The organism is Acholeplasma hippikon, assembly GCF_900660755.1.
GTDB classification, from domain to species: domain Bacteria; phylum Bacillota_I; class Bacilli_A; order Acholeplasmatales; family Acholeplasmataceae; genus Acholeplasma; species Acholeplasma hippikon.
The window spans coordinates 503,651-516,269 of record NZ_LR215050.1; the positions used below are offsets into that span (position 1 = coordinate 503,651).

Below are 12,619 nucleotides of genomic sequence, written 5' to 3' on the forward strand. Positions count from 1 at the left end.
ATTAAACCTCCAGTTCTTTAAAAGTTAAAAGTTCATCTCTATAGTATTCGTATTGGTTTTTTCTGGCTTCTATTTCAGCTGGTATACCACTGGTTAGGTCACTGCAGAGAGTGTCAAAGCGCTCTAAGATAGCCACGATGCGCTCTTGTTCTTTAAGTGAAGGGACAGGGATTGGATATTTCATAATTGCAGTTTTATCTCCACGAGGCATTTTTGCACCTTTCGCATTTTGCATATTATATACAAAAAAGTTATCTGATGAAAGAACGAAATATAAATACTTTGGTAAAACAGCTTTTATATCATTTATGTGTATAACAAGAACATCTCCATTTGTTCCGCCTGCGTCCGTTGCTAACCATATTTTTTTTAGATATGGACGAATATTACCTATGAGTATGTCTCCAATATCATATTTTATTAAACGGCCTTCTAATGGCACGTAGTTTGATGTTGTCTTTCCCATCTTATCAGGAAGAAGGTTGTCCACACCAACATATGTCTCCGAATTTACTTCCCTAGCTTCTATACGACTTTTTGTATATCTAGCGATTTCACCTAAAGTCCTCCACTCTACCTCTTCTCCAAAATTCAACAGTAAATCCCTATAATACTCATACTGCTTTTTTCTTGCTGTAAGCTCTGCTGTAAGCTCTGCTGTAAGCTCTGCTGTAAGCTCTGTGAAATTGTCTAATATTCTGACAATTTCACGTTGCACCTCTATAGGTGGAACGGGCACAACATAGGATTCTAAAGTACCTAAAGTTATATATGGAACAGAGCCTTCTTTTTGAAATTTTTGAGCATAATCTCTGAAATCTCGTTTAAAACAATGAAATAAAAACCTAACATTAATATCTTCATTAAAGTCTTTTAATATATATGTTCTCTGATATGCATCAAATTTTCCAATATAGTGCTTTACATCCCCTATATATCCATTACCAGCTATTAATAGTGCCTCGCAATCAAAAGAATATGAATCAATTTTATAAGTTTCTTGCGAACATGTAAAAAAGGGATATTTACCGTTATTAACCATGGCATTAGCATTCAACTTACCAGTTGCAATAGAACATAAATTGCTTATTTTTCTATAGGTAACACCGATAGGACAATATGTTTTTATTAGTTCATCAAGTCTACTCATGTTCTATCTCCTTGATGATCTTATCAATTTCTTCTCTTAAGATATTTTCTCTGGCGACTATCTCTTCGATTTCTGCATTAAGTTTTTTTATATCAATTTTTTCTCTTGTATCTTCTTTAACGACATATGTAGAAACTGAAAGATTATAATCATTGTTTTTTACATCTTCATAAGATGCTACTTTCACCATATAGTCTTTATCAGTTCTATCTTTATAAGCTTTAACAATATTTTGAATGTTATCTGGAGTCAATTTGTTATTATTTGTAACTTTAATGAATTCATTTGATGCATCAATAAATAAAACATTTGTATCTTTTTTTGATTTCTTTAAAACCATAATACATGTTGCAATGGATGTCCCAAAGAAAAGATTCTCAGGGAGTTGAATAATAGCATCAACATAATTGTTATCAACTAGATACTTTCTAATTTTTTGTTCTGCTCCTCCACGATACATAATTCCTGGGAAACAAACAATAGATGCAACACCATTAGTCGAAAGCCAAGCAAGTGAATGCATGATAAAAGCTAAATCTGCTTTTCCTTTTGGTGCTAATACACTTGCTGGTGAAAAACGTGGATCATTAATTAATAATGGATTATTATCACCTTCCCATTTAACTGAATAAGGTGGATTAGAGACGATTACATCAAAAGGTTCATCATCCCAATGTTTTGGAGCAATTAAAGTATCCTCACATGCAATGTTAAATTTATCAAAATCAACATCATGCAAAAACATATTGATACGACAAAGGTTATATGTAGTTATATTTTTCTCTTGACCATAGAAACCTTGCTTAATATTATCTTTACCTAATAATTTTAATGCTTGAAGAAGTAACGACCCTGATCCACATGCTGGGTCATAAACTTTGTTAACACTTGTTTTATCAATGATTGCTAATCTTGTTAGAAGTTCAGACACTTCTTGAGGAGTAAAAAATTCTCCGCCTGATTTACCTGCATTTGAAGCATACATACTCATTAAATATTCATATGCGTCTCCAAAAGCATCAATTGTGTTATCTTGATAGTCACCCAGTTTCATATCACCAATGTAATTTAATATTTCGGCTAACTTTTTATTTCTTTTTTCAACAGTTGATCCAAGTTTATTTGAGTTTACATCGATATCATCAAATAAACCTGTGAAGTCATTTTCAGATTCAGTGCCTTTTGCTGATTCCTCGATATGCTTAAACACTCTTTCAAGAGTTTCATTTAAATTTTCATCATTGTATGCATTTGCTCTAACATTACAGAATAGTTCAGATGGGAGAATAAAAAATCCTTTTGAACTTACTAATCCTTCTCTTGCAACTTCAGCTTCAGCATCTGATAATTTTGCATAATCAAATGATGCATTACCTGCTTCTATTTCACCTTTATTAATATATGAAGTAAGATTTTCAGATATATAACGATAAAACATGATACCTAACACATATTGCTTAAAATCCCATCCATCTACTGAGCCTCTTAATTCATTTGCGATATTCCAAATTGAGCGATGCAATTCTTCTCTTTCTTGTCCTTTATTAACTTTAATATCCATTATTCTTTCTCCTCCAAATCAATATTATTTGCTTTACATAACTCTACAATTTTTCTTTTGATCTTAGTTGTGGGTTCATGTTTTCCTGTTTCCCATCTATTAATTGATGCAAATGAAACGCCTAAAAGAGCTGCTAACTCTTCTTGAGTGATGATCAGCTTTTCTCTTATTTCTTTAACTAATTTTTTATAGTTCATAATATTCACCTTTTTTGATTGTAAACGTCTTGTAATTAGTATAGCACTTTTTTATCAAATCGTCCATAATTTATTAAATAAACTGTCAATTTAAGTCATATTTTTCTCAAATAGTTTAAAAAGTATTCAAATCGTTAAATTGTAGGGTAATCGTTAAAAAGTATTCAAATCGTTAAAAAGTAGGGTAATCGTTAAATAGTTGATTAGAAAATAAAAAAAAGACCTAATAATAGCCTAAAAAATGACTACCACAGGTCTCTACAAAACTGGCGAATAGGAGATTTTCCCCTTTCTGCCAAAGAAAAAAGGCTTGATAACTATGTATCAAACCTATGCATTCAATATGTGTTAGAGCGACAATTTTGATACAATTTCGTACCCCCTCAAAAAAGTTCGTACCCTTGTCAGTAAATTTCGTACCCCTGTTATCAATTTTCGTATGTGTTGTGTTAATTTTTTTGAATATTAATCCTAATACATTTTGATAAGACTGCCATCGTTTTTAATACTGAAATCCTACAAGTCCGCACATTTCATTCGTGTATTGAGCATTTAACTCACCTTCAAAAGAGCAATTTTTAATATAATTATCTAATTTATCATAGTACAAAGGATGGCCAGTATAATGACCAAGTATACCACCTGCAAAAATTTTTCCGTTGATTGTTGCTTCCACAGCACAGTCGATTATTTGTGCTTCTTCATAACCGATTCCCGCAATTCCGCCTGAACCACCAAATTTAGTGGGAGATGTATTATTAACTATCCCTTTAAAATCACATCCTATAATTAGTCCCCTAGAAAATATACCAGTGATACCGCCGGCCACTTTTTGCGAAACAACTAAACCATCTACCATGCAATTACGTATCACGCTATTAATTGCGAAACCACAAATCCCTCCTGCACAGAGATCTTGATAATCATCAGTAATATATGACGATGTGTTAATGGTAATATTTTCCAAAATTAGACCGTCGATATATGCATCCGCTATTGTCTCAAACAATCCTAAACCTAAATAATTACGATTCGTAGAAGGAAGATTTATTACCGAATTAATGGCTAGATTTTTTATTTTGTAGCCATCGGGATTAATAAACATTCCTCTAAATCCACCTATCGGATTACCTTCCTCAGAATATTCAGCAATCGGTAACCAATTACCAAAATTTTTAAGGTCAATGTCACTTTTTAAAATATATGTACCATCTATATCTTTGCTTATGTCTGCTAAATCTTGTGCAGTTTTTACTTCTTTCATTTTTGACTGATTAACGACATATACATTAATTGCAATTACAGTTTGTTTTTTCCGTGTATTTTTATCATAAATTGTAGTTTTTGCATATGCAGTTCCCATACCGACAGCTTCAATTTTGCTTCCTTTCACAGTAAATATGCTTTTATCAGAACTAGTCATTTCAACCTTTTTAATATTTAGGGCATAATCTTTAAATAATTCGAGAAAGTCTATTTCAATCGTTTCGTTGATGTTTAAAAAGATATTTTCCCGTGTTTCAAAATCCACGCTAATCAAGTTTTTACTTTCGGTGTAATTCTCACATCCGGCAAGCATTACCATAAACCCAATCAAGAGTATTACTACGCTTATTGTATAAGAAATTCTTCTAAACATTTTCCATTGTCCTCCTTAAATTGTTTTTTATCAAAATATTTGTCTAATGTATTAATAAAATTTTGAATCGTTATATAATAATAAAAAATATTAGATTTAATATTTATTATACTTTTTAATATTACAATTTCATTACATATATACCTTCAAAACAAAATCTACATGTAAAACAAGAAGTGGTTCAATAAAAAAACTTGCTAAGAGTAAATTTATAATTCTTATAAATTTTAAATAGATTATATATCATAATTTATATAAAAAAATTTATTAACGAATACCCAATCACCCTAAAACAACATTGCCCCACCATAATTTAATCGATTTCAATATCTTTATTTTATCATATTATATTTTTTTGTATCAATTTTAAAATAACTTCTTTTTATGTTTTAAAAATACTGTTGCTATTTAGATATAAAACTCATGCTTTCGTGTTTTAGATGACCTATCGTGTTTTAATTGAGCCTAAAAATTAAAAAGTCTACAAACCACTTTGATAAAGTGATTCACAGACTTGCATTTTAGAAAGAAAAAAGGGATATTCTTGAAATAGTAAGATGTTAGTAGACACAAAAAACTACTAGCATCTTTTTTTGTATAATTTAAGTAAAAGGAGGCATAACTATGGGAAGACCAAAAGGTGTTAAGAATAAGACTGAATCACGATACTGGAGTAAAGAAGCTAAGTATGAATATGTTAAGCTGGTTCTATCGGGCGAATGTAGTGCACTGGAATTAGGAAGAAAGAATAATATATCTAATGGAATGATTTCAACATGGGTCAGAAAATATAATGAAGGTGGCATAGATGCACTAGAGAATAAGAGAAAGCCAGGGAATCCACTTTCTAAATTTATGCTAAAGAAAAACCTAACAGAATTAGAACAACTCCAATATGAAAACATGAAATTAAGAATAGAGAATGAACGTTTAAAAAAAGGATACACAACCGAGGAGGTGATGGAAATAAAGTTAAGAAGAAAATCCAAAGCGAATACGAAATCATAGCTTTATTAAGTAAAGAAATGAATATTGAAAATTTATGTATATATATGGGTGTATCACGATCAGGATATTATAAATGGATAAAAAGAAAAGGTACCTTAAACAGGTACCAAATTAACAGATTATGGTTAATCGAAGAAATCAAAGAAAGTTATAAGAAGCATAAAGTATGGGGTTATAAACATAGAGCGGAGCATATTAGGAATAAAACAAAACGATACTTTTCAGACCTTTTATGCCATCAGTGCTGTAAATTATTAGGTATTCGTTCAAAAGCAAGAATGAAGCGCCACAAGTCCGGAAAAGAACACGAGATATATCCTAATTTACTACATGATTTTCATACAAGTCGTCCATTTGAGAAAGTATGTACAGATACAACAATACTAACGCATAAAAGTGGTAAATATGACTGGAATCTATATATTGATTTATTTGATCATACGATTATATCTTACGATATTAGACGCAGTAATTATGGTGCAAGTCCTTCAAATCACTATACAGCTGCAAAAAACTTTTTAAGACAAAAACAAAAAAGAGGATATATGAACCTTGACACGATTGTGCATTCTGATCAAGGAGCAATATATACCTCAAGAGGATTCAACTCTTTATTTAATCATACCATAAAAAGATCAATGTCGAGAATAGCAACCCCTACAGATAATCCAATTATTGAATCCCTAAATGGTTGGATCAAAGATGAACTTAAATATGACTATAATTTTTATCACAGTGATAATCCATTAGAGATTATAAAAAAGTATGTTGAGTATTTCAATAATGAAAGATTAGCATACTCATTAAGATATAAAACCCCAATACAGTATAGAACTGAATTGAGGTTTAAATAATTTTTTATGTCTACAAAGTATTGACTACTTCAATTCTCCCTATTTTCGTATTCTATAAGGACGATACAATTGTATCAACACTATTGTGCTAATATGGTGGAGCTGAGGGGAGTCGAACCCCTGTACGAAATTGATCTTCTATTATAATCTACATGTTTAGTCAATTTAATAATTTAATACGTGTCTAGTAAATTGACAAAATTAACACGTACGAGCCGAGTATTGATTCTTTCGATAACCTAGGCATATTAACGAGTATACCCTACTTTCTGAGGCTAGCTAATATCGTAGGTAAATATTAGGTCGCCACGCTTAGACTATTATGCTAATGCGTAATTATAAGAATTGTTTCCGGTTATTTTAACCTCGCGTTTTTAACAGCGCTACCTGTACATGCATACAATAGATTCCTAACCCCGGCGAATCCATAAACAGCCCCGTTGTTATACTTATATTATACTTCAAAATCACTATCTTTACAATGAAAAAAAGACTTGCAAAGGCAAGTCTTTATTCATACATTTTGAATAAGCATTCTTTTGCAAAGTCTACAGTGTTATCATCAGCTTCGATCACACACATGATGTATTCTAATAAACCTGCTTCTTTGCTGAATTCATCCTTCTTATAAACCTCTTTAAGGCGATTTTCAACAGCCTCTCTAATTACTAATAGTTTATCTTTTGTGCTCATAATGTTTCTCCTTTATTTAATTTTTTAGCATCGTTTTTTACACTTATAGTTTACCTAATTAAATAAAGTTTTGCAAAGAAAGTTATAATTTACAATGAAAATGTGTGAAAAGTTTCATTATCTTACATTTAAAATTTTTAGAATAAAAAAATACCCATAACGGGTATTTATGCTGAATGTTTTTTTGTTTTTCTTTGTAGTTGTGGTAATTGTCTTAATGCAATATAAATTGGTGTTCCAATCACTGCAGCTGCTAATGCTTCAATTAGTCCATTGCTTGCTGCAACTCCTAAAATTACAGGAACAGCATCGCCAAAACTCATTTCAAAAAAATCTGAGAATAATACTACTGCTGTTAAAACAAGTACAGTATGTACTAAGGTACCTACAATGAAACTTGAAGATACATATAATTCTTTTTCGTTATTTTTAACTGTTAAATAAATATAGAAGGCAACAAATGCTAAGGCAAATACAGATGCAATTAACGTTACTACGATCATCGTAGTTTCATTAGTAACGCCACCATTAATAGCAATTTGTCTAGCTCCAAATACAGTTGCTATAATTGCAATAATTGATACAAGCAAGACAACTAAATAGTTACCATTTTTAATCTTACTTAATTTTTGTAATCCTTGGAAAACACCCCAAGCAGCAACACCAAATAGTGCTCTAGGTAAGACGGATACTAATGGGTTATGGAAAGCTAGATCGAATGCAGTTGCACCATACATGTATGAAGCAATTAACGAACCCAATCCAAATATTACCCCAAGAATAAATCCATATCTAGGTTTTAAAATAAAAATACCAATCATTGTAGGAATATGTACTAATGTAATTGCAACCCCAGGTAAAATCGTTAAGAATCCTAGCTGTTGAACAAGTGACATCATTAAAATAATCGCTACAAAGACACTGGTAAGTGTTATGTCAAATATTTCAGTTTTTTTCATTTCTTTTTCTCCTTTTTAGGCCCAATGGGTCCCGTAAGCAGTTTTGATTATATCAAAAGAATTTATAAATTACTATTATATTACATAAAATTATCAAAAAAATTTATGATTAACATGATTAGAAAAAGTTGAATTTAATCCTTCAAACTTCATTTAATAAGCAACTTATAATGTCTAAGTTTTTCAGCAATCATCTCATCTAGTGATTTCGTATATTTATAGACATACTTTGTTAATAAATCTAATGATTTAAAAATATTTTCTTTATTTTTTTGACTTAAAATAAGTTCTTTTAGCGCTTGTAGGAAGTATTTTTCATATTTGATTTCATGTTTTAGTAACTCATCTATTTGCATAATATATTCATTTAAGTTTTTATCAAAATGATTTAAAATCTCATCCTTTAACTTGCTATAACTTGAAAAATCATAAGGACCAAATATTTCATTAATCCATACGATAAAATCTTTATCATTTAACTTTTTAAACTCATTTTTATACACACGATCAATATTTAGATCAGCAAAAATATTTTTCTTCATCTTATACCTCGATTTCATTATATAAAAAAGGTGTTGGAAAACCAACACCAAAGTTATTTAAATAAGTTTAATTTTTTTGAAACTCGAATATAAAAATTCAATCCATTAACTAATACTTTTTCATCAAAGTTGAATTTATTATTATGCAAAGGATAGATAAAATCTTTTTCTACATTTTTAGTTCCAATAAATGAAAATATACCTGGCACTTCTTTTTGGTAATATGCAAAGTCTTCGCTAAATGTATAAGCATTTTCCAATTTATATTCATTTTCTTCAAACGATGATTTTACTAATTCAAATAATGTTTTATCATTATTAACTGCTGGATAATATTCTTTAAAGATAAAGCCATCATATTCAACATTGAATTGTTCTTTATTGGCATGAACTGTTTTTAAAATTTGTGACTTTAACGTTTCAAAAACTTCATCGGTAAACGCTCTAACTGTACCTGTGATTTTTACTTCATTTGCTATAATATTTTCAGCCTCACCACCATTAATAGTACCAATTGTGATAACAGCAGGATCAAATGGATTAATGTTACGACTTACAATTTGATGGAGACCTACAACTAAGTTGGATGCTGCTAAAATTGCATCTACGCCTTGATGTGGTTGTGCTCCATGTGCACTCTTACCTTTAATGATGAATTCAAGCTCGGCATTTCTTGCTAAGAATGGTCCTTCTTTAATACCGATTAATCCTTCTTCTAGTCCAGGAAATAAATGCAAGCCAAATATTTTAGTTACATTATAATCTTTTAAAGCACCCTCTTTAATCATTACCTCAGCACCACCTGGTCCTTCTTCTGCAGGCTGAAAAATAAAGACGATAGATTCATTTAATAATTCTTGTTTACTTACATATTCAGCAAAACCTAATAACATTGCTGTATGTCCATCATGACCACATGCATGCATTTTACCTTCATGTTTAGATTTAAATGGAACATCACACATTTCAGTTACAGGTAAGGCATCCATATCTGCACGAAATGCAACTGCACGATTAAGTTTTCCTTTTTTAAAAGCGACCAACCCAGTTTTAGCATTTACTTTTGGTTCATAGCCAAAAGAGATTAATTTTTCTTTCACATATGCACTTGTTTTCTCTAAATCAAAACCTAGTTCTGGTATTTGATGTAAGTCTCTTCTATACTGTGTAAGTTTTTCTAACATCGTAAAATCCTCAAATCTTTTTTATTTTCATAATATAAAACCATTCTAACACTAAATTAAAACATGTCAATGTTTAACCTAATAATAAAAAAGGATGAGTTAACATCCATTTTTAAAACTCTAAATAAGACTCTTTTTTATTAATGAAAGTAATTGATACTAACTGAGTCAATGTAACTCGGTTTTCCATATTCCAATTTAAGTAGCCCATCTCTTTTTGAAGTTCAACATTTTCAACAAACATATCTAATATAGTTAAACCAGTATACTTCACATCAAGCCCTGCTTTTAAGATTGAACTGCCACCATATATATAATCGTTAGTTGCAACCACATAGTATTTGTTTGGGTCTATATTATTTTGGTTTAAACCTGTTTTAAAAGTATTTGCATTTCCACTTAAAACATAATTTAAATTTCTACCTAAAATTTTAACTGTAACTACTGTATTATCAAATGGTGAAATTTGGAACAGTTTAGAGTAACTCATACCTTCACCTTGACTAATATCATCTCTTGTTCCACCAAAGTTATGAATAGCTACATCAGCATTCGTTTTTTCAAGCATTAAATCAGTGATAAAATAAGCAACTTCATCTCTTGAATAATATTTACTTGAATAAAGAATTGGTTCATACAATGGTTCGATTTCTTCATGATAGAAATCAACCTTTTCTTTTACTTTTGGATGTTCAGTATTTAATCTAGGTTCATTATATTTATTTAAGTTAATTGCTTCTTTTACTTTTACACCATTTTTTTGATCATAACTTAACACAAGTTTTCCTAGGTAAGTGCCATTTGCTCCAGATTGAATCACAGGTTTACCATTTACATATCTTACATAATTATAATGTGTATGACCATTAAACACAGCATCAACTGTTTGATTACCAGTAAAACGTGTAACTGCTTCATTATATTGTGAACTATCTTGGTGATTCACCGCAATCACAATATCAGCACCTTCGTTTGTTCTCACATGTTCTGCTAACTTTTGTGTACGTTCAACCGGATCTATAAAAATGTATTTTTCAACTCTTGTAAAGGAAATACTTGATTCTAAACCATAACCAATCGTTCCAATTACTGCAATCTTTAATCCTTGTTTATTAATGATTGTGTATTCACCCATATCATCAATTAGTTTGTAGGTATTTTTATCATAAATATTTGCACCTAAAATTGGGTAATTTGCTTGAAGTTCATTTTCGCCATTAAAATAAGGCATAATTACTTCTTCAAAGCCCCAATCAAATTCATGATTACCTACAACGAAGGCATCTAATTTCATATCATTTAAAATATCAATTACAGACGCACCATCATAATAATTTGAAATAATTTGACCTTGCAATAAATCCCCGCCACCTAAAAATAAAGTTTCATCTGGCTTATTTGTTTTATCCGTTAAAACAACGTTGGCAATACTTGCTAAACCCATACTCGAACCATCTGCTAAAACTGCCCCATGTAAGTCATTAATATAATAGAACGTAAATTCAGCGTTTTCAGGTTTATTAGGGTTACTATCAATAAATTTCGCAAATAAATATAAATCACTAGTAACCGGATCAACAAAATCATATTTTGTTGAAAAATCTAAATCTAAATACCAGCCTTTAAACTCATAATTATCTTTACTTGGACTTTGAGGCTCTAAAGCAATTTTTCCAGCAACAATGGTTTGTTCTAAATAAGTTTTATAATCAACCATGTATGTTATTTTAAAAGTTTCTTTTTCTTCTTCGGTTTTAAAACAAGAAACCAGTATAACCATACTTATGATAATCATAAAACCTGTTAATATTTTTTTCATTTTTTCTCCTATTTTTGATTATCTGAAACCATTGTTAAATTGTATCTCCATTAAAGATTGAATTTTTAACAATAACATAATCAACTTTAGTAATTGCTTCTAAATCTTTACCACCAGCATATGAAATACTTGATTGTAAGTCTTGTTCCATTTCTTTTAATGTATCTTGAATCTTACCTTTGTGAGGAATTAAAATTTTCTTACCTTCAACATTAACTTTAGCACCTTTTTGGTATTCAGATGCTGAACCAAAATATTCTTTGAATAATTGTTCACCAACTGGGATTGTTTTACCTGGTGATTCTTCATGTCCAGCAAATAAGTAACCAATCATAATCATGGTTGCACCAAATCTAATTGATTTAGCGATATCCCCATGTGTTCTTACACCACCATCAGCAATAATTGGTTTTCTTGCTGCTTTTGCACAACGCGCTAATGCAGCTAACTGCCAACCACCTGTACCAAATCCTGTTTTAATTTTAGTAATACATACTTTACCTGGACCAACACCAACCTTAGTTGCATCTGCACCAGCATTTTCTAATTCTCTAACTGCTTCTGGTGTTGCAACATTACCTGCAATAACAAATGTTTCAGGTAAATGTTTTTTTAGGTGGTGAATCATATCAATCACTTGATCAGAATGACCATGCGCAATATCAATTGTTACATAATCAGGTTTTAACCCTAATTTAGCCATTTCTTCAACAAATTCATATTCTTTATCCTTCACACCAACCGAAATAGATGTGTATAGCCCTAATTCATTCATCTTTTGAATGAAAGGAATTCTTCCTGCTTCATCAAAACGGTGCATGATATAGAAATAACCGTTTTGCGCTAACCAAATCGCTAGTTTCTCATCAATAATTGTTGCCATGTTAGCTGGAACTACTGGTAATTTAAACCTTCTATTACCAAATTCTACGGTTGTGTCACACTCACTTCTACTTTTTACTATACATTTAGAAGGAATTAGTTGTATATCTTCATAATCAAATACTTGCATC

General features: G+C 30.5%; 12 protein-coding genes and 1 other RNA gene. 2 read left to right on the top strand and 11 right to left on the bottom strand.

Going from position 1 to position 12,619, the window contains the following annotated elements; all coding sequences use genetic code 11:
* Position 1: 1 nt before the first annotated feature.
* The 4 genes from EXC59_RS02420 to EXC59_RS02435 form a co-directional block, all read right to left on the bottom strand.
* Entirely contained in the window at positions 2 to 1,150 is a 1,149-nt protein-coding gene (locus EXC59_RS02420; RefSeq protein WP_035368022.1) for a restriction endonuclease subunit S, read from the bottom strand.
* Positions 1,143 to 2,711: a type I restriction-modification system subunit M gene (locus tag EXC59_RS02425; RefSeq protein ID WP_035368019.1), complete on the bottom strand. Its 1,569-nt coding sequence runs from the start codon at positions 2,709 to 2,711 to the stop codon at positions 1,143 to 1,145. Before EXC59_RS02425 ends, EXC59_RS02420 begins: the two co-directional genes overlap by 8 nt.
* On the bottom strand, positions 2,711 to 2,908 hold the full coding sequence (locus EXC59_RS02430) for a helix-turn-helix domain-containing protein (protein ID WP_035368017.1): 198 nt from the start codon (positions 2,906 to 2,908) through the stop codon (positions 2,711 to 2,713). Before EXC59_RS02430 ends, EXC59_RS02425 begins: the two co-directional genes overlap by 1 nt.
* A gap of 502 nt (positions 2,909 to 3,410) precedes the next feature.
* Positions 3,411 to 4,547 (bottom strand): M26 family metallopeptidase, encoded by a 1,137-nt coding sequence (locus EXC59_RS02435; RefSeq protein ID WP_035368015.1) that lies wholly within the window; start codon positions 4,545 to 4,547, stop codon positions 3,411 to 3,413.
* Between the two features lie 624 nt (positions 4,548 to 5,171).
* Between EXC59_RS02435 and EXC59_RS02440 the strand changes: the two genes are divergently transcribed.
* Both EXC59_RS02440 and EXC59_RS02445 read left to right on the top strand, forming a co-directional pair.
* Positions 5,172 to 5,555 carry a helix-turn-helix domain-containing protein gene (locus EXC59_RS02440; protein WP_129614222.1) on the top strand — a complete coding sequence of 128 codons (384 nt, stop codon included), beginning with the start codon at positions 5,172 to 5,174 and terminating at the stop codon, positions 5,553 to 5,555.
* Positions 5,556 to 5,572: 17 nt separating this feature from the next.
* The gene (locus EXC59_RS02445; protein WP_129614223.1) at positions 5,573 to 6,409 is read left to right on the top strand and encodes an IS3 family transposase; all 837 of its coding nucleotides are present in this window, start codon (positions 5,573 to 5,575) and stop codon (positions 6,407 to 6,409) included.
* A gap of 94 nt (positions 6,410 to 6,503) precedes the next feature.
* Here EXC59_RS02445 and ssrA read toward each other — a convergent pair.
* The 7 genes from ssrA to guaC form a co-directional block, all read right to left on the bottom strand.
* Positions 6,504 to 6,848, bottom strand: a transfer-messenger RNA (tmRNA) gene (gene ssrA, locus EXC59_RS02450).
* A gap of 71 nt (positions 6,849 to 6,919) precedes the next feature.
* Positions 6,920 to 7,102: a hypothetical protein gene (locus EXC59_RS02455; protein ID WP_035368320.1), complete on the bottom strand. Its 183-nt coding sequence runs from the start codon at positions 7,100 to 7,102 to the stop codon at positions 6,920 to 6,922.
* Between the two features lie 167 nt (positions 7,103 to 7,269).
* Positions 7,270 to 8,061: an ECF transporter S component gene (locus tag EXC59_RS02460; RefSeq protein WP_035368319.1), complete on the bottom strand. Its 792-nt coding sequence runs from the start codon at positions 8,059 to 8,061 to the stop codon at positions 7,270 to 7,272.
* A 149-nt stretch (positions 8,062 to 8,210) separates the two neighbouring features.
* Complete coding sequence (locus EXC59_RS02465; protein ID WP_162163882.1) at positions 8,211 to 8,603, bottom strand: hypothetical protein; 393 nt, start codon at positions 8,601 to 8,603, stop codon at positions 8,211 to 8,213.
* 53 nt (positions 8,604 to 8,656) lie between these two features.
* The gene (locus EXC59_RS02470; protein WP_035368314.1) at positions 8,657 to 9,787 is read right to left on the bottom strand and encodes a M20 metallopeptidase family protein; all 1,131 of its coding nucleotides are present in this window, start codon (positions 9,785 to 9,787) and stop codon (positions 8,657 to 8,659) included.
* 112 nt (positions 9,788 to 9,899) lie between these two features.
* Positions 9,900 to 11,606, bottom strand: a complete 1,707-nt coding sequence (locus tag EXC59_RS02475; protein WP_035368313.1) for a 5'-nucleotidase C-terminal domain-containing protein — start codon at positions 11,604 to 11,606, stop codon at positions 9,900 to 9,902.
* A gap of 34 nt (positions 11,607 to 11,640) precedes the next feature.
* Positions 11,641 to 12,618, bottom strand: coding sequence for a GMP reductase (gene guaC / locus EXC59_RS02480; RefSeq protein WP_035368312.1), 978 nt, complete (start codon positions 12,616 to 12,618; stop codon positions 11,641 to 11,643).
* Between the last annotated feature and the right edge of the window lies 1 nt (position 12,619).

What these genes read in the sequence shown, in the direction of transcription:
- EXC59_RS02420 (WP_035368022.1), bottom strand. Translation starts at nt 1,150, where the DNA reads ATGAGTAGACTTGATGAACTAATAAAAACATATTGTCCTATCGGTGTT.
- EXC59_RS02425 (WP_035368019.1), bottom strand. Translation starts at nt 2,711, where the DNA reads ATGGATATTAAAGTTAATAAAGGACAAGAAAGAGAAGAATTGCATCGC.
- EXC59_RS02430 (WP_035368017.1), bottom strand. Translation starts at nt 2,908, where the DNA reads ATGAACTATAAAAAATTAGTTAAAGAAATAAGAGAAAAGCTGATCATC.
- EXC59_RS02435 (WP_035368015.1), bottom strand. Translation starts at nt 4,547, where the DNA reads ATGTTTAGAAGAATTTCTTATACAATAAGCGTAGTAATACTCTTGATT.
- EXC59_RS02440 (WP_129614222.1), top strand. Translation starts at nt 5,172, where the DNA reads ATGGGAAGACCAAAAGGTGTTAAGAATAAGACTGAATCACGATACTGG.
- EXC59_RS02445 (WP_129614223.1), top strand. Translation starts at nt 5,573, where the DNA reads ATGAATATTGAAAATTTATGTATATATATGGGTGTATCACGATCAGGA.
- EXC59_RS02455 (WP_035368320.1), bottom strand. Translation starts at nt 7,102, where the DNA reads ATGAGCACAAAAGATAAACTATTAGTAATTAGAGAGGCTGTTGAAAAT.
- EXC59_RS02460 (WP_035368319.1), bottom strand. Translation starts at nt 8,061, where the DNA reads ATGAAAAAAACTGAAATATTTGACATAACACTTACCAGTGTCTTTGTA.
- EXC59_RS02465 (WP_162163882.1), bottom strand. Translation starts at nt 8,603, where the DNA reads ATGAAGAAAAATATTTTTGCTGATCTAAATATTGATCGTGTGTATAAA.
- EXC59_RS02470 (WP_035368314.1), bottom strand. Translation starts at nt 9,787, where the DNA reads ATGTTAGAAAAACTTACACAGTATAGAAGAGACTTACATCAAATACCA.
- EXC59_RS02475 (WP_035368313.1), bottom strand. Translation starts at nt 11,606, where the DNA reads ATGAAAAAAATATTAACAGGTTTTATGATTATCATAAGTATGGTTATA.
- guaC (WP_035368312.1), bottom strand. Translation starts at nt 12,618, where the DNA reads ATGCAAGTATTTGATTATGAAGATATACAACTAATTCCTTCTAAATGT.